Source organism: Pseudomonas sp. AC239 (genome assembly GCF_979258545.1).
Map to the genome: position 1 here is coordinate 4,357,982 of NZ_OZ409864.1, position 14,435 is coordinate 4,372,416.

Annotated in this window: 17 protein-coding genes; 12 read left to right on the top strand and 5 right to left on the bottom strand. The window is 60.1% G+C overall.

Annotation, left to right across the window (positions count from 1 at the left end; all coding sequences use genetic code 11):
- Positions 1 to 47: 47 nt before the first annotated feature.
- Complete coding sequence (locus ACZ0AZ_RS19950) at positions 48 to 605, top strand: YceI family protein (protein ID WP_129998411.1); 558 nt, start codon at positions 48 to 50, stop codon at positions 603 to 605.
- Positions 606 to 609: 4 nt separating this feature from the next.
- On the opposite strand, the gene ACZ0AZ_RS19955 is transcribed toward ACZ0AZ_RS19950, so the two are convergent.
- The gene (locus tag ACZ0AZ_RS19955) at positions 610 to 1,095 is read right to left on the bottom strand and encodes a DUF3592 domain-containing protein (RefSeq protein ID WP_039762262.1); all 486 of its coding nucleotides are present in this window, start codon (positions 1,093 to 1,095) and stop codon (positions 610 to 612) included.
- 152 nt (positions 1,096 to 1,247) lie between these two features.
- Between ACZ0AZ_RS19955 and ACZ0AZ_RS19960 the strand changes: the two genes are divergently transcribed.
- A complete protein-coding gene (locus tag ACZ0AZ_RS19960) occupies positions 1,248 to 1,934 on the top strand; it encodes a GNAT family N-acetyltransferase (protein ID WP_039762261.1) in 687 nt (228 codons plus the stop codon).
- A gap of 62 nt (positions 1,935 to 1,996) precedes the next feature.
- Here the strand turns inward: ACZ0AZ_RS19960 and ACZ0AZ_RS19965 are convergent, their stop codons facing one another.
- On the bottom strand, positions 1,997 to 2,437 hold the full coding sequence (locus ACZ0AZ_RS19965; protein WP_039762259.1) for a hotdog fold domain-containing protein: 441 nt from the start codon (positions 2,435 to 2,437) through the stop codon (positions 1,997 to 1,999).
- 159 nt (positions 2,438 to 2,596) lie between these two features.
- Here ACZ0AZ_RS19965 and ACZ0AZ_RS19970 point away from each other — a divergent pair, with 159 nt between their 5' ends.
- Positions 2,597 to 3,217, top strand: a complete 621-nt coding sequence (locus tag ACZ0AZ_RS19970) for a TetR/AcrR family transcriptional regulator (RefSeq protein ID WP_463537971.1) — start codon at positions 2,597 to 2,599, stop codon at positions 3,215 to 3,217.
- Positions 3,218 to 3,328: 111 nt separating this feature from the next.
- Here the strand turns inward: ACZ0AZ_RS19970 and ACZ0AZ_RS19975 are convergent, their stop codons facing one another.
- The gene (locus ACZ0AZ_RS19975) at positions 3,329 to 4,270 is read right to left on the bottom strand and encodes a class I SAM-dependent methyltransferase (protein ID WP_463537972.1); all 942 of its coding nucleotides are present in this window, start codon (positions 4,268 to 4,270) and stop codon (positions 3,329 to 3,331) included.
- Positions 4,271 to 4,468: 198 nt separating this feature from the next.
- Between ACZ0AZ_RS19975 and ACZ0AZ_RS19980 the strand changes: the two genes are divergently transcribed.
- From ACZ0AZ_RS19980 to ACZ0AZ_RS19995, 4 genes are all read left to right on the top strand, one after another.
- Positions 4,469 to 4,882: a response regulator gene (locus ACZ0AZ_RS19980; RefSeq protein ID WP_039762256.1), complete on the top strand. Its 414-nt coding sequence runs from the start codon at positions 4,469 to 4,471 to the stop codon at positions 4,880 to 4,882.
- A gap of 57 nt (positions 4,883 to 4,939) precedes the next feature.
- On the top strand, positions 4,940 to 5,608 hold the full coding sequence (locus ACZ0AZ_RS19985; protein ID WP_463537973.1) for an HAD-IA family hydrolase: 669 nt from the start codon (positions 4,940 to 4,942) through the stop codon (positions 5,606 to 5,608).
- A gap of 165 nt (positions 5,609 to 5,773) precedes the next feature.
- On the top strand, positions 5,774 to 6,571 hold the full coding sequence (locus ACZ0AZ_RS19990) for an SDR family NAD(P)-dependent oxidoreductase (protein ID WP_041477026.1): 798 nt from the start codon (positions 5,774 to 5,776) through the stop codon (positions 6,569 to 6,571).
- Positions 6,572 to 6,592: 21 nt separating this feature from the next.
- A complete protein-coding gene (locus ACZ0AZ_RS19995) occupies positions 6,593 to 7,003 on the top strand; it encodes an SRPBCC family protein (protein ID WP_463537974.1) in 411 nt (136 codons plus the stop codon).
- Positions 7,004 to 7,134: 131 nt separating this feature from the next.
- Here the strand turns inward: ACZ0AZ_RS19995 and ACZ0AZ_RS20000 are convergent, their stop codons facing one another.
- Positions 7,135 to 8,529, bottom strand: a complete 1,395-nt coding sequence (locus tag ACZ0AZ_RS20000) for a sensor histidine kinase (RefSeq protein ID WP_039762252.1) — start codon at positions 8,527 to 8,529, stop codon at positions 7,135 to 7,137.
- The gene (locus ACZ0AZ_RS20005; protein ID WP_056788996.1) at positions 8,507 to 9,190 is read right to left on the bottom strand and encodes a response regulator transcription factor; all 684 of its coding nucleotides are present in this window, start codon (positions 9,188 to 9,190) and stop codon (positions 8,507 to 8,509) included. Before ACZ0AZ_RS20005 ends, ACZ0AZ_RS20000 begins: the two co-directional genes overlap by 23 nt.
- Positions 9,191 to 9,498: 308 nt before the next feature.
- Between ACZ0AZ_RS20005 and ACZ0AZ_RS20010 the strand changes: the two genes are divergently transcribed.
- The 5 genes from ACZ0AZ_RS20010 to hcnC all read left to right on the top strand — a co-directional run bounded on the left by ACZ0AZ_RS20010 (position 9,499) and on the right by hcnC (position 14,397).
- Entirely contained in the window at positions 9,499 to 10,428 is a 930-nt protein-coding gene (locus tag ACZ0AZ_RS20010; RefSeq protein WP_039762248.1) for a hypothetical protein, read from the top strand.
- A gap of 211 nt (positions 10,429 to 10,639) precedes the next feature.
- Positions 10,640 to 11,188 carry a hypothetical protein gene (locus ACZ0AZ_RS20015; RefSeq protein ID WP_346654679.1) on the top strand — a complete coding sequence of 183 codons (549 nt, stop codon included), beginning with the start codon at positions 10,640 to 10,642 and terminating at the stop codon, positions 11,186 to 11,188.
- A 236-nt stretch (positions 11,189 to 11,424) separates the two neighbouring features.
- Positions 11,425 to 11,739, top strand: a complete 315-nt coding sequence (locus ACZ0AZ_RS20020; protein ID WP_133336715.1) for a (2Fe-2S)-binding protein — start codon at positions 11,425 to 11,427, stop codon at positions 11,737 to 11,739.
- The gene (hcnB, locus tag ACZ0AZ_RS20025; RefSeq protein ID WP_463537975.1) at positions 11,736 to 13,145 is read left to right on the top strand and encodes a cyanide-forming glycine dehydrogenase subunit HcnB; all 1,410 of its coding nucleotides are present in this window, start codon (positions 11,736 to 11,738) and stop codon (positions 13,143 to 13,145) included. Before ACZ0AZ_RS20020 ends, hcnB begins: the two co-directional genes overlap by 4 nt.
- A complete protein-coding gene (gene hcnC / locus ACZ0AZ_RS20030) occupies positions 13,138 to 14,397 on the top strand; it encodes a cyanide-forming glycine dehydrogenase subunit HcnC (RefSeq protein ID WP_463537976.1) in 1,260 nt (419 codons plus the stop codon). Before hcnB ends, hcnC begins: the two co-directional genes overlap by 8 nt.
- The last annotated feature ends 38 nt before the right edge of the window (positions 14,398 to 14,435 follow it).

Genomic DNA, 14,435 nt, shown 5'->3' on the forward strand with positions numbered 1-14,435 from the left:
TTAAGTGAACCAAGGCCCTCGACGGCACGCGCCGCCCGGAGAATTCCATGTCGATGCGATTGCTGCTGGTTACCGCGTTGTACCTGTATGCCTCGACCGTCGCTCAAGCCGCCGAATACACTCGCGTCAACACCAGTGCCAGCCAGATCAGCTTCACCTACCAGCAGATGGGCTCGCGAATGTATGGCACCTTCGGCAAGTTCGAGGCAACGCTGGACTTCGACACCGACAACCTTGCCGACGCCCGTACGACTTTGCATATCGATCTCGGCAGCATTGATGCTGGCAGCGAAGACGCCAACGCAGAGCTGGTAAAACCGGCCTGGTTCGACACCGAGAAATTCCCGCTCGCGGTGTTCGAATCCAGCCGTTTCACCCAGGTGGCCGAACACCGTTACCAGATCGCCGGGCAGCTCACACTCAAGGGCATCACTCGAGAGGTCGAGGTGCCGGTGCAGTTGAAACCGGACAACGCCATCGGCATCTTCGACGGTGAGCTGGTGCTCAACCGTGAGGCGTTCGGCCTCGGCGCAGGGGAGTGGGCTGACAGCGTGGTGTCCAGAGACATCAACATCAAATTCAGAGTAGTGGCGCCGCAACAGTGACTGTTCAGTAGTACCGGTCCTGTTCCTTCATCGCCTGAATCTGCCAGAACGTCCGGCCGGAAACCAGCAGGAACAGCAGGGCGAGCGATACGCCGCCGGCCATGATGTAAAAACCTGCGCGATAGCTTTGCAGCTGGCTGGCGATGGCGCTTTTTTCCGGCATCCAGGGCGAGACCAATAGCGCAATCGGTCCATTGACTTCGTACTGGGTGTGTTCGGCGTAGCGTTCGTCGACAAAATCACCTTCATGAAGCTGACCCTGCTCGTCGGCATAGCGATAGTGAATGATCTTGCCGTTCTTGTTCATGAGGATCTCTTCCAACTGCGTGACAGTGCCGTTGGTTTGCGCGCCATTGAAATTCAACAGCGCATACAGAATGCCTTGATGGCGCGCCATCCCGGCGAGGAGCAAGACCACGCAGCAGGCGACAGTGAGCATGACGATTCGGTTGTAAAGATGATCTTTTGCGGCTTCGCGCGGGTAATACATGGCCCGGTCCTTGGTAGTGAAATGAAAGGTGATCGTTACATCGGCCTTCGACAGCGGATCTTTAAACGGTGGTCTACCGCGGCGCGGTATGATGTCGCGGTTCGTCGACGGCTCTGATCATCGGCAACGTTATTTACTGCCGGAGTTTGTCCATGCCACGCATCACCCACTACACCTCCCCATGCCCCGAGAGCGTCAACAGTCAGATCCTGCAAATGGTCGTCGACTACCTGACCGACATCAGTGCGGTGGGACTTGGCCCGAGCAATCTGCTGTACAACGTTTATCAGTACGCGGTCGGTTACGAGGTGCATCTGTACCTCGAGGCGCTGAATGGTCAGAAAGGCACCGAGGTGGAATTGCTGGTGGCCACTGACAATGAAGATCCGGAACAGGTCATCGGCTTTCTGCTGTACCTGCCGGTGCAGGGCGATTGGGAGGCGTGCAGCGTCGCCTACATGGCGGTGCGCGAAGGGCATCGGCGTCAGGGTGTGGCGCGGGCGATGCTCGCGGACATGGTTGGACGCTATCCGCATGCGGAACTGGCCTGCAGCATTGGCAAGGTGCCGTACTTCGAAGCGTTGGGTTTTGAAGTGATCGGCCAGCGCGAGACTCAGGTGCTGATGAGCACGCGGCATTACCGCAGCAACGGCTTGCGCGGCTTTATCGATACCACGCCGATCTACCGCTCGCTGGAAGTGCAGCAGATTCATACCTACCTGCTGCAGAAGAACGGCAAGCGCGCGATGCTCGATGCGGAAAAACAACGCGACCGTCATCTGGATCAGACCAGCCGTCACGTCGAAGAATTTGTCCGTCAGCGCCTGACCTTGCACTGACCCGGCCAATCAAAAGCCCTTGCTGCGCATTGCGCAGCAAGGGCTTTTTTGTGCGTGCAATTTCAACCCAGTTTGACGTTCATGGTGATGCGTGCGGTGAAGACTTTTTTGCCCTCGGTATCATGAATGTCGACATTGACCACCTTGTCGCCATCGCTCTGCCAATCCACGCCTTCAGCGCTGGCCACGGCGGTGACGTCGGTTTTCGCTTTGGCCAGGTATTCCACGGTCATGCCTCTCGGAATCCAGCGCGCGCCGGCCGGGATGGAGACGTCGGTCATCATCCCGCCGGCCAGTTCCGCCGCGTTGCACATTGCGATGGCGTGCACTGTACCGAGGTGATTGGTGATCTCCTTGCGAAACGGCACTTGAACGGTGGCGGCGTTCGGGCGCAATTCGCTGATCAGTGGGTTGATGCTGCTGAAATACGGGGCGAACTGGCAGGCCATCTTGCTGAAAGCGTCCGGACCGACGCTGTTGAACATGCTGAGAGATTGACTCATGGAAGCCTCACGATTTGGTGGTTTAGCAGAATGATGTTCCGTTACAGAATAATGTTCTGTAACGGAACGGTATTCTGTTCACCGCAAATCTGTCAACCTAGGCGCAATTTCCACGGGCAAACTTCGCCTTGTTCAAACCTTTTTCGGACCTCAAGCAGCATGGACACCGTCGATCTATTGGAACGCAGCTACCCCGGCCGCCGCGCCGAGCTCAAACGCGACATCTTTCGCAAGGCCTTGAAGCTGTTCAACGAGCAGGGAATCGAGGCGACCACCATCGAGATGATTCGCGCCGAATGCGACACCAGCGTCGGCGCGATTTACCACCATTTCGGCAACAAGGAAGGATTGGTCGCGGCGCTGTTTTTCACCGCGCTGGAGGATCAGGGGCGTTTGCGTGATGCGTATCTCGACGCGGCCGATAGCACCGAAGCAGGCGTGCAGGCGCTGGTCTTCAGCTATGTCGACTGGGTCGAGCAACAGCCGCAGTGGGCGCGTTTTCAGTATCACGCGCGGTTCGCCGTGACCAAAGGCCCGTTCAAGGAAGAGCTGGCCGAGCGCAACAAGACGCGCAATCTGCGTCTGCGCCAATGGCTTGCGGAATCGGGGCGTGCTGCCGAGCTGCAGAATTTGCCTGCCGAGCTGCTGCCATCACTGATCATCGGGCAGGCGGACAGTTATTGCCGAGCCTGGCTGGCGGGGCGGGTCAAAGGCAGTCCGACGGATTATCGCGAGGTGCTCGCACAAGCGGCGTGGCGCGCGGTTCGCGCTGAAAGCTGAGCCCCCCTGTAGGAGTGAGCCTGCTCGCGATAGCGGTGTGTCAGTTAACCATTTGCTGACTGACACACCGCTATCGCGAGCAGGCTCACTCCTACAGGGGAATTTGATGTGTCAGGTGTTGCGCTGAAAAACCAGGGCTTTCAGGCCGCTTTCCGGGTCGACATCCGGAAATTCCGGCGGATTGTCCAGCCGGTGATCGAAACGCAGGCTCGGCGCTTCCTGGGTCACGCCATCAATGAGAAAGTCCGAACCGAACGAGGGATCGTTCATGCACGCCAGCACCGTGCCTTGCGCGGTCAGCAGTTCCGGCAAGCGGCGCAACACGCGTTGATAGTCCTTGGTCAGCAAAAAACTGCCTTTCTGAAACGACGGCGGGTCGATGATTACCAGATCGTACGGGCCGCTGTTGATCACTTTGCCCCAGGATTTGAACAGGTCGTGACCGAGGAAGCTGACCTTGCCCAAGTCATGGCCGTTCAAACGATGATTGTCGCGACCACGGCTCAGCGCTGCGCGGGACATGTCGAGATTGACCACATGGCTGGCGCCGCCCTCGATTGCCGCCACGGAAAAACCGCAGGTGTAGGCGAACAGGTTCAATACGCGTTTGCCCGCCGCTTGTTCGCGCACCCAGTTGCGCCCGAAACGCATGTCGAGAAACAGCCCGGTGTTCTGCTTGCGGCCCAAGTCGACGCGGTACTGCAAGCCACCCTCGACGATGGTCATTTCCTCGATTTCCTCGCCGATCAGCCATTCGGCCGTGCTCTGCGGCAGGTAACGATGCTGTATCAGCAAAGTGTGCGCACCGGACTGCTGCCATTCCGGCGAGGCGGCAAGGTGCAGCAGTAAATCTCGCAGATCCTGCAGTTGCTCAGGCGCCGGTTCCTTGAACAACGACACCAGCACCACGCCCTGCAACCAGTCCACGGTCAACTGCTCGAGTCCCGGCCAGCAACGCCCGCGCCCGTGGAACAGCCGGCGGGTTTCGCAGTGTGCCGCCCCCAGTGCGGGCAGCAAATGGGCGTGGAGGGTGGCGAGAGCTTCAGGGTTCATGGATCAGGATCGGCCGGACAAAGGGCGCGCATTTTAACCACAAATGAGCATTTTGGACGGAAGCTGCAGCCCGAAAAACAACACCTTGGCGAAATCTCCTGTATCAAAAGTGAATTTCTGCAGGGCGCGCTGCTCATACCTGTTAAGCAGCGGATTCAAAACCGCTATTCGAAAATGTAATTCGGGGGAGTGCTGTTCATGTGCCCTACACCTACGTCGAGCGCGCACCTTCCTGACGGGTTGATTCTGGTTGTCGAGGACGATCCGTTGATTCTGGAGTTCCTTTGCGAAATTCTCCAGGAGGAAGGGTTCAAGGTCGAACCGCAAACCAGCGCCGACGCCGCATCCTTGTATCTGGAAAAACACGCAGCGGATGTAGCGCTGTTGCTGACCGACATCACCATGCCCGGCACGCTTAACGGCGCCGATCTGGCCAACCTGTTCGGCGATCGCTGGCCGGACAAACCGGTGATGGTCATGTCCGGCTATGAAACGCCCGAGACCTCTGGGGTCAAGCACTCGGTGGCGTTCATCAAGAAGCCCTGGGCGATCGGTCAGTTGCTCGATTGTGTGGAAAGTGCGTTCAAATCCAAGGCCCCGCAGCTGCACTGACAAGTGCTACATTGCCGGGCCTGTCTGCCCCGGCCATCTGTCAGAGGATTTGTTCTCTTGTCTGCACAAGCATCGGTTTTTGATCGCGCATTCGCCGCGTTCCTGTTCGATATGGACGGCACCGTCCTCAACTCCATCGCCGCCGCCGAGCGCATCTGGTCAGCGTGGGCGGTGCGCCATGGCGTTGATGTCGAAACATTTTTGCCGACCATCCATGGCGCGCGGGCGATCGACACCATCATCCGCCTGAATCTTCCGGGCGTGGATGCCGAGGAACAAGCGGCGTTTATCACCGCTGCCGAAATCGAAGACGTTGAAGGCATCGTCGAGATCCCGGCTGCGGCGGCGTTTCTCAACGCTCTGCCGAAAAATCGTTGGGCGATGGTGACGTCGGCGCCGCGTGACCTGGCCCTGCGCCGGATGGCGGCGGCGGGGATTCCCGAACCAGCGGTGATGATCACGGCGGAAGATGTGGAGGCCGGCAAGCCTGATCCTTCGGGTTATCTTTTGGCGGCGAAAAAGCTTGGCGTTGAACCGGCGGATTGTCTGATTTTTGAAGATGCCGCGGTTGGCATTCAGGCTGCGGAGGCGGCGGGTGCGGCGTTGATGATCATCACCACCACGCACCAGCATCCGATCGAAACAGCGCATGCGACGTTGGCCAGTTACGATGCGATCAGCGTCAGGGTCGGCGCTGATGGTTTGCTTCGTCTGACGCAAATCTGATCTGCATCAGAAGATGTTGCTCAACCACGTCAACGGTCGGCAGCTCTCTCGCAGATGCAACATCGCAACTACGCTGATCCATGCTTCTGAAATCGCCGCCATGGTCGAGTCCGCACAGGCATCGGCCGTCCGGCGCGAGCCCTTGCCAATCGATGAGGTAAACGCATGAAGATTGATCTGAGTGGGAAATTGGCCATCGTCAGCGGCAGCACCGCCGGTATCGGCCTGGGCATCAGCCAGTCGCTGGCCGAGGCCGGGGCGACGGTGGTGGTGATCGGTCGTGACACGGCCAAGGTCGAACAGGCGCTGGCGAGCATTCGCCAAGCCGTGCCCAGCGCGCAGTTGCGTGGTCTGACCGCCGATCTCGGGACGGCCGAGGGCGCGGAAAAGCTCTTCGCTGCCGAGCCGCGCGCAGACATTCTGGTGAACAACCTGGGCATCTTCAACGACGTCGATTTCTTCGAAACCCCCGACAGCGAGTGGACACGCTTCTATGAGGTCAACGTGATTTCCGGCGTGCGCCTGGCGCGGCATTATGTGCCGGCGATGGTTGAGCAGGGTTGGGGCCGGGTGATCTTCCTGTCGTCCGAATCCGGGGTCGCGACGCCGGCGGACATGCTCAATTACGGCGTGACCAAAAGCGCCAACCTCGCGGTGTCCCACGGCTTGGCCAAGCGTCTGGCTGGCACCGGGGTCACAGTCAATGCGATCCTGCCGGGGCCGACCTTCACCGATGGTCTGCAAGACATGCTCAGAGACGCAGCCGCCGAGTCCGGACGCGACCTGCGCGACGAAGCCGACGCCTTTGTGCGCAAGGCCCGCCCGACCTCGATCATCCAGCGCGTGGCGGATGTGTCGGAGGTGGCGCATCTGGTCACGTACATTGCTTCACCGCTGTCCTCGGCGACCACGGGCGCCGCGTTGCGCGTCGATGGCGGTGTGGTCGACAGCCTGACAATCTGAATTTTCCGAAAGAGAGGTTTTATGCCAACAGCATCTGCAACCATCGACATCCCGGCCTCGGCCGATCAGGTCTGGCAATTGATCGGCGGCTTCAACACGCTGCCGGAGTGGCTGCCGTTGATTACCAACAGTGAACTGAGCGAAGGCGGGCGCGTGCGCACTCTGCAATCCGCTGACGGCGGGGTGATTATCGAACGTCTGCAGACCTTCGATCACGCGGCCAGAACCTACAGCTATTCGATCGAACAGGCACCGTTCCCGGCCAGCGATTACCTGGCGACGATCAAGGTCGAGGCCCAAGGGCAGGGCGCGCGGGTGACGTGGTCGGGACGCTTCAACGCGGTGGGTGTGAGCGATGAGGAAGTGGTGGCGTTGTTCAACGGCATCTACCAGGGCGGTCTCGAAGCCTTGCGGGCGAATTGCCCGACCTGAGACGCAGATCGTTCCCACGCTCCGCGTGGGAATGCAGCCCGGGACGCTCTGCGTCCCATTTCGAAGGCCGGAACGCGGAGCGTCCCTTGAGGCATTCCCACGCGGAGCGTGGGAACGATCGGCGCGAGACGTCAGGCCTGGCTGATCAAACTCTGCCGACAATCCAGCACCAGTTTCGCCCCGCCCAGATCACTGCTGCCGACCTCAAGGCTGAAGCCGTGCAGGCTGACGATCGCCGCGACAATCGACAATCCCAAGCCAAAGCCACTCTGCGGCTGGCCACCCTCAGTGCGATAAAAGCGCTGGAACACCGCCTCTCGTTCAGCCTCGGGAATCCCCGGCCCTGAATCGTGAACCTCGATCCGCGTCTGCCCACCCGCATTGACTCCACGCAACATCACCGTGCCGCCGGGCGGGGTGAATTTGATCGAGTTGCTCAGCAGATTCGCCAGCGCTTCGAACAGCAACGCCCGGTCGCCATTGAGCGGCGGCAGTGTTTCCGGCATGTTTAGCTGAAAGCGCAGGTCGCCTTCTTCGGCCAGTGGCAGATAGAACTCGTGCAATTCTTCCAGCAACTGCGCCGGGTCGAGTTCGACGAAACCTGAACGGCGCTGACGATCTTCCAGTTCGGAAATCCGCAGCAACCCGCGAAAGCGCGCCATCAAGGTGTCCGCTTCGGCCAGGACCAAGTCCAGTTGCGCTGCTTGCTGCGAACCTTCGCCGGCCTGTTGCTGCATGCGATACAACTGCGCGCGCAAGCGGGTCAGGGGAGTGCGCAAATCGTGGGCGATGTTGTCGCAGACGCCTTTGACCTCGTTCATCAAACGTTCGATGCGCTCGAGCATGGCGTTGACGATCGCGGCGAGCATGTCCAGTTCATCGCGGCGATTGGACAACGGCAAGCGGTGCGTCAGGTCGCCGGCGACGATAGCCTGGGCGCTATTCTGGATCGCGCGAATGCGCTGCAACGGTCGACGCCGCAACAGATGCCAACCGGCGATCCCGGGAATAATCGTCAGCGACACGCCCCAGAACAGCGCGTGCAAAATGATCCGGGTGACCGCAAACAGCGAGCCATTGTCACGCAGCAGCACCAGCCAGCGTCCGTCGCGGGTTTGCGTGGCCACCGCATCGCAGCTGTCGCTCGGCAGGGTCGGATCGTCGGAATCGGCGCATTCGGCGAGCATGTGGATCTTGCCATCCAGCGGCAGCCCTTCGGGGATTTGCTGGAGTGCACCGCCCAGGTAAACGCCGTCCGCGCTGAATAGACCGTAGGCATCGATGCCGCGGATATCGAAGGTCATGCTGGCGGCGAGGGCGTCCTCCAGTTGCTCGCCGCGAAAGTGCGAAAACAGGTGCTGACGTTGCATCAACGAATGTTTGGCGAGTTTGTCGAGGTAGCCGGACACCTCGTAGTACATGACCCCCATGAGGATCGCGCTCCACGCCACGAACAGCGAACTGTACAGCGCCAGCAGGCGGCTGCTGGAGGAGCGCCAGCCGTCAGACGGGTTCGGCAATGACATAGCCGGAGCCCCGTACCGTGCGGATCAGCGGAACGTTGCCGGCTGCGTCGATCTTCTTGCGCAGTCGGCCGATGTGCACGTCGATCAGGTTGGTGCCTGGGTCGAAGTGATAACCCCAGACCTCTTCGAAAATCATCATCCGCGAGAGAATCTGGCCGCTGTTGCGCATCAGAAACTCGAGCAGCTTGTATTCAGTCGGCAACAGCGTCAGCACCTGTTCGGCGCGGCGGGCTTCGTGGCTGATCAGGTCCAGTTCCAGGTCGGCGACTTTTAGCGTCGTGGCCTGGGTGGCAACGCTGTTCTGCCGGCGTAGCAACACTTCAACCCGCGCGGCCATTTCATCGGTAGCGAACGGCTTGGTCAGGTAGTCATCGCCACCGGCGCGCAAACCGCGCACGCGCTCATCGACATCGGAGAGGGCGCTGATCATCAGAATTGGCGTCGCCACGCCCATGGTGCGCAGCGTGGTGACAATCGCCAGACCATCCAGCTCGGGCAGCATGCGGTCGAGGGTGATCAGGTCGTAGTTGCCGCTGACGGCGCGGTCGAGGCCTTCGCGGCCATTGTCGACCCAGTCGACGTCCAGCCCGTGGCTGCTCAGTTCGGCAACGATTTCCCGCGCGGTCACGGCGTCGTCTTCGATGGTCAAGATACGAGTCATAGGCAGGCCTGCTGATCGGTTCAAACGGAATGGCAGCATTTTGCCAAGAAATTACCGTGACGCTTTAAATTAACTTTCATCTTCGTCGCCCACAGAAATCAGAACTGATCGGATTTGCCCCTTTGTAGTTAATGCAGAAAACCCGCAGTCGTTAGCGTTTTGTTGCAACTTGCACGGTCTGAGGAAGTTCAAGTTTTATAACTTATTGAAAATTAAGGATTTATAAAAAATACGTATCTGGCACGCTCACTGCAATTCCTCACATGACGAGTTGTAACACCATTTTTCATGCCTGGAGCAGCACAACAATGAATAGATCCCCTGATGGCTATTATTCTGCCGTGGAAGAGTCGAGCAGTGTTTCAGGCGTGTCCTGGGGCGCGATCTTCGCCGGTGCTGCGGCTGCCGCTGCACTGTCGATGATTCTGGTATTGCTCGGTTTCGGCCTGGGCTTTTCGGCTGTTTCACCGTGGGCCGGAGAGGGCGTCAGCGCCAAGGGCCTGGGCATTTCGACGATTGTCTGGCTGGCTGTGACGCAGATTATTGCTTCCGGTATGGGCGGCTACATTGCCGGCCGTCTGCGTGTGAAGTGGGCCAACATGCACGGTGACGAAGTGTATTTCCGCGACACCGCCCATGGTTTCCTCGCTTGGTGTGTCGCCACTTTGGTCACCGCTGTGCTGGTCGTCGGTTCGGTCAGCAGCGTCGTCAGTGGCGGCGTGCAGGCCGGTGCCAACGTCGTTGGCGGTGCTGCCGGTGCGATGAGCCAGGCCGCCGGCTCGGCTGCTGCCAACACTGACAGCGATCAGTACGGTTACTTCGTCGACAGCCTGTTTCGCGATGATCGTCCTGCTGCTGTCAGCGATGATGCCGCACGCGGCACCGTGACCCGCATCTTTGCCCAGAGCCTGGCCAACGGTCAGCTCAGCGCAGAAGACCGTACCTACCTCGCGCAACTGGTGTCGCAACGCACCAACCTGAGCCAGGCCGATGCCGAACGCCGTGTCGACGAGATCTACGCCAACACCCAGAAAGCCATCGCTGACGCCAAACTGAAAGCCCAGCAAGCTGCCGACACCGCCGCCAAAGTCGCTGCCTACACCTCGCTGTGGATGTTTGTAGCGCTGTTGGCCGGTGCGTTCTTCGCCAGCCTCGCAGCTACCTTCGGCGGTCGTCGTCGCGATGCGGTCGAGTACGTTGAAGTCGATACCTACACCACTACCACTCCGGTCCGTTAAAAAGGAGAGTCACCATGCGCTCATTACTGCTGTTCTTCCTCGGCGTACCGATCCCGATCATCATCCTGATCGCCCTGTTCGTGCACTGATCCCTCTGAGGCAGGATGCCTCTGCCGCTTTTACCTTCGGGTAAAAGCGGCTTTTTGCTTTCTGCGGTGCCAAAAGCGAAAATCCCTGCGCAAAGCGGGCGTTCCGCTTTATCACTTTAAGGATGATTCAGTTGGACAAGAAGGAAACCAAACGCCAGGTCGGCGAAATGCTCGATGCCGGTCGCTCGAAAACCGAGACTTTCCAGGCATTCTCCGGTGGTGCGCTGAAAGACAAGGCGCTGGCCTACCTGATCGGCTCACGCCCCGATCCGGATTTGATTGAACGACACGCCGGCAAGATCAAAATCCTTCTCGGACTGATCTATGTTCAGGCGCTGATCGGTCTGGTGGGCGGCTATTTCCTCGGGCTGACTATCAGCACTGGTTTTGCCATCGGACTTGGTTTGTTTGCAGGTGGCGTGCCTTTGCTCTTTGCCTGGGGTTTTTATCGCAACGCAGCTCACGCTTACACGGTGTACGTGGTGCTCTCGATCAGCCAGGTGCCGCGCATGTTCAAGGAATACGGAGATGACCCGACCGGTACGGTGATCGGCGTGGCAATCACGCTGGCGATGATTTTCTACGTCGCGTGGTTGAAGAACCTGCTGTTCCCCGACCTCGGTTTCTTCGGCGCAAAGAAAATCAAAGGCCAGTTCGTCTTCTCCAACTAATCGTTACCATCCCGCCATTTTCACTGGCCTGGATCAATATTTCGCGTGGCGATGTCGCCTACCGTAAATGACCCAGGCCTTTGCTGAGGTATGAGCTACAGTGCTTCTCGCGCACCTTGTTGCGCTGACGAAGTATCCGCGTCGACGTTGACAACACAGCAAAAAAGCGTCGACGAGGCGTAGTGCAGCAAGGAGCTGTCACAACCTCAACTGAATCTTCACGGACGAACACCGTAATGAACTGCCTAGAAAGAACCTTCGATATCCAGCCCTTGGTGCAGGCGGACATGACCGTGCACATCAACGGCCAAGCGGTCAGCGCCGCCATTGGCGAAACTGTCCTCAGCGTCATCCAGTCCCTCGGCGTGCGCCAGATCGCACGCAACGACCACGATCAGATCAGCGGCGCCTATTGCGGCATGGGCGTGTGCCAGTGCTGTCTGGTGAAAATCAACGGTCGCCACAAACGCCGGGCCTGCCAGACCGTGGTGCGCGACGGCATGCAGATTGAGACTCAGGTCAACCGCGTCGTCGCGCAGGAGGTCGTATGAGCCTGCAACCGTTGATCGTCGGCGGCGGGCCGGCGGGGATGGCGGCGGCCATCGAACTGGCGCGCCACGGCGTGCGCAGCACCTTGCTCGAAGAGGCCTCGCGCCTCGGCGGGGTGGTCTATCGCGGGCCGTTGCGTGATGGCGTGCAACTGGATTATCTCGGGCCGCGCTATTCCGAAGCACTGGACAAACTGCATGGTGAATTTCAGCAGCAGTCAGGGCTGATCGACGTTCGCCTCAACCATCGCGTGGTCGGCGCCGAAGGCACCCGCGCAGTGGTGGTGCTCGACGGTGATGAGCAACTGCACGAGATCGCTTATCCGCAACTGCTGCTGGCCGCCGGTTGTCATGAACGCAGCGTGCCGTTTCCCGGCTGGACATTGCCGGGAGTCATCCTGCTCGGCGGCCTGCAACTGCAGATCAAGAGTGGCGTGGTCAAGCCGCAAGGGCCGGTGATCATCGCCGGTACCGGGCCGCTGCTGCCGCTGGTCGCGACCCAATTGCATGCCGCTGGCGTGCGCGTCGCCGGTGTCTACGAGGCTTGCGCGTTCGGCAAGATCGCCCGCGAGAGTCTGGCGCTATTGAACAAACCGCAGCTGTTCCTCGACGGCTTGAGCATGCTCGCTTACCTCAAGTTGCACGGCATCCCGATGAACTACGGTTGGGGGGTGGTCGAAGCCCACGGCGAGGGCGAATTGAAGAGCGTCAGCGTCGCGCCGTATTCGTCGACGTGGGAGGCGGATCTGTCGCGGGTCGAACGCTTCGAAGCGCAGACGTTGGCGGTGGGGTACGGTTTTATTCCGCGCACGCAATTGAGTCAGCAGATGGGTCTTGATCACGGCTTCAGCGACGATGGCTACCTGCGAGCCCACGCCAATATCTGGCAGCAAAGCAGCGTGGCGCATGTGCATCTGGCCGGTGACATGGGCGGGATTCGTGGTGGTGAAGCGGCGATGCTGGCGGGCAAGATCGCCGCCACTTCGATTCTGCTGCAACGTGGCGTACTCGACGCCGGACTGGCCCGCGTTCGCCGCGACCGTTACGCGAGCAAGCTCAGAGCCATCGTGCGCTTCCGCGCAGCGGTGGATCGCTACACCGAGCGCGGCGTCGGCCAGACTGCTTTGCCCGCAGCCGACACGGTGATCTGCCGCTGCGAACATGCGACCCGCGCCGACATCGACTTGGCCCTGGAGCAGGGCGTGCAAGACATCGCCAGCCTGAAAATGCGCACCCGCGTGAGCATGGGCGATTGCCAGGGGCGGATGTGCGTCGGTTATTGCAGTGATCGCCTGCGCCAGGCCACCGGACGTCAGGATGTCGGCTGGCTGCGCCCGCGCTTTCCGATTGATCCAGTGCCGTTTTCCGCGTTTCAGTCCTTCGGCACGGAGGCCGCTTCCCATGAGTAAGTTCTACGACGTGGTCATTGCCGGTGGCGGCGTGATCGGCGCGTCCTGCGCTTACCAATTGTCAAAACGCAAAGACCTCAAGGTGGCGCTGATCGACGCCAAGCGCCCCGGCAACGCGACCCGCGCGTCGGCTGGCGGTTTGTGGGCGATCGGCGAGTCGGTCGGCCTCGGTTGTGGGGTGATCTTTTTTCGCATGATGTCGGCCAATCGCAAGCGCGAAACCCAAGGCGCAGCGGTGGCGGTGGACGCCACTACGCCGCACATTTTGCCGCAGTCGTTTTTCGATTTTGCCTTGCAGTCCAACGCGCTGTACCCGGCGTTGCACCGCGAGCTGAAAGACAACCACGGCATGGATTGCAAGTTCGAGAGAACCGGGCTGAAATTCGTGATTTATGACGACGAGGATCGGCTGTATGCCGAGCACATCGTCGGCTGCATTCCGCATCTGGCCGATCAGGTGCGCTGGCTCGATCAAGCGGCGTTGCGCGCGGCGGAGCCGAGTGTCAGTCATGAGGCTCGCGGGGCGCTGGAGTTTCTTTGTGATCATCAGGTCAGCCCGTTCCGCCTCGCGGATGCCTACATGGAAGGCGCGCGGCAGAACGGCGTCGACATCTTCGTCAACACCAACATCACCGGCGTGCTGCATCACGGCACTCGCGTAACGGGAGTGCAGACGGCGGAGGCGGGGGTGTTCCACTGCAAGACGCTGATCAACGCCGCAGGCGCCTGGGCGGCGGATTTGAGCGAGTGGGCGACGGGTATTCGCATTCCGGTAAAACCGGTGAAAGGCCAGATCCTGCTGACCGAGCGCATGCCGAAGATCCTCAACGGCTGCCTGACCACCAGCGATTGCTACGTGGCGCAAAAGGACAACGGCGAAATCCTCATTGGTAGCACCACCGAAGACAAAGGCTTCGACGTCACCACCACCTACCCGGAAATCGCCGGGCTGGTGCAGGGCGCGGTGCGCTGTCTGCCGGAGCTTGTGGACGTCAATCTGAAACGCACTTGGGCGGGACTGCGTCCGGGCTCACCGGATGAATTGCCGATCCTCGGGCCGATGCGCGGGGTCGAGGGTTATCTGAATGCTTGCGGGCACTTCCGCACCGGCATTCTGACGTCGGCGATTACCGGGGTGTTGCTGGACAAACTGGTGAATGACGAGCCGCTGCCGCTGGATATCACGCCGTTTCTGGCGGATCGGTTTGCAGTTGCAGCCGTCGAGCCAGTGCCCGCGCTGGAACTGGCCTGACCCAGGCAGCATTGATGTTGAATGTGCCGGCCTCTTCG

Bases quoted from the DNA above. Each gene is read 5' to 3' on its own strand.
- ACZ0AZ_RS19950 (WP_129998411.1), top strand. From the start codon at position 48: ATGTCGATGCGATTGCTGCTGGTTACCGCGTTGTACCTGTATGCCTCG.
- ACZ0AZ_RS19955 (WP_039762262.1), bottom strand. From the start codon at position 1,095: ATGTATTACCCGCGCGAAGCCGCAAAAGATCATCTTTACAACCGAATC.
- ACZ0AZ_RS19960 (WP_039762261.1), top strand. From the start codon at position 1,248: ATGCCACGCATCACCCACTACACCTCCCCATGCCCCGAGAGCGTCAAC.
- ACZ0AZ_RS19965 (WP_039762259.1), bottom strand. From the start codon at position 2,437: ATGAGTCAATCTCTCAGCATGTTCAACAGCGTCGGTCCGGACGCTTTC.
- ACZ0AZ_RS19970 (WP_463537971.1), top strand. From the start codon at position 2,597: ATGGACACCGTCGATCTATTGGAACGCAGCTACCCCGGCCGCCGCGCC.
- ACZ0AZ_RS19975 (WP_463537972.1), bottom strand. From the start codon at position 4,270: ATGAACCCTGAAGCTCTCGCCACCCTCCACGCCCATTTGCTGCCCGCA.
- ACZ0AZ_RS19980 (WP_039762256.1), top strand. From the start codon at position 4,469: ATGTGCCCTACACCTACGTCGAGCGCGCACCTTCCTGACGGGTTGATT.
- ACZ0AZ_RS19990 (WP_041477026.1), top strand. From the start codon at position 5,774: ATGAAGATTGATCTGAGTGGGAAATTGGCCATCGTCAGCGGCAGCACC.
- ACZ0AZ_RS19995 (WP_463537974.1), top strand. From the start codon at position 6,593: ATGCCAACAGCATCTGCAACCATCGACATCCCGGCCTCGGCCGATCAG.
- ACZ0AZ_RS20000 (WP_039762252.1), bottom strand. From the start codon at position 8,529: ATGTCATTGCCGAACCCGTCTGACGGCTGGCGCTCCTCCAGCAGCCGC.
- ACZ0AZ_RS20005 (WP_056788996.1), bottom strand. From the start codon at position 9,190: ATGACTCGTATCTTGACCATCGAAGACGACGCCGTGACCGCGCGGGAA.
- ACZ0AZ_RS20010 (WP_039762248.1), top strand. From the start codon at position 9,499: ATGAATAGATCCCCTGATGGCTATTATTCTGCCGTGGAAGAGTCGAGC.
- ACZ0AZ_RS20015 (WP_346654679.1), top strand. From the start codon at position 10,640: ATGATTCAGTTGGACAAGAAGGAAACCAAACGCCAGGTCGGCGAAATG.
- ACZ0AZ_RS20020 (WP_133336715.1), top strand. From the start codon at position 11,425: ATGAACTGCCTAGAAAGAACCTTCGATATCCAGCCCTTGGTGCAGGCG.
- hcnB (WP_463537975.1), top strand. From the start codon at position 11,736: ATGAGCCTGCAACCGTTGATCGTCGGCGGCGGGCCGGCGGGGATGGCG.
- hcnC (WP_463537976.1), top strand. From the start codon at position 13,138: ATGAGTAAGTTCTACGACGTGGTCATTGCCGGTGGCGGCGTGATCGGC.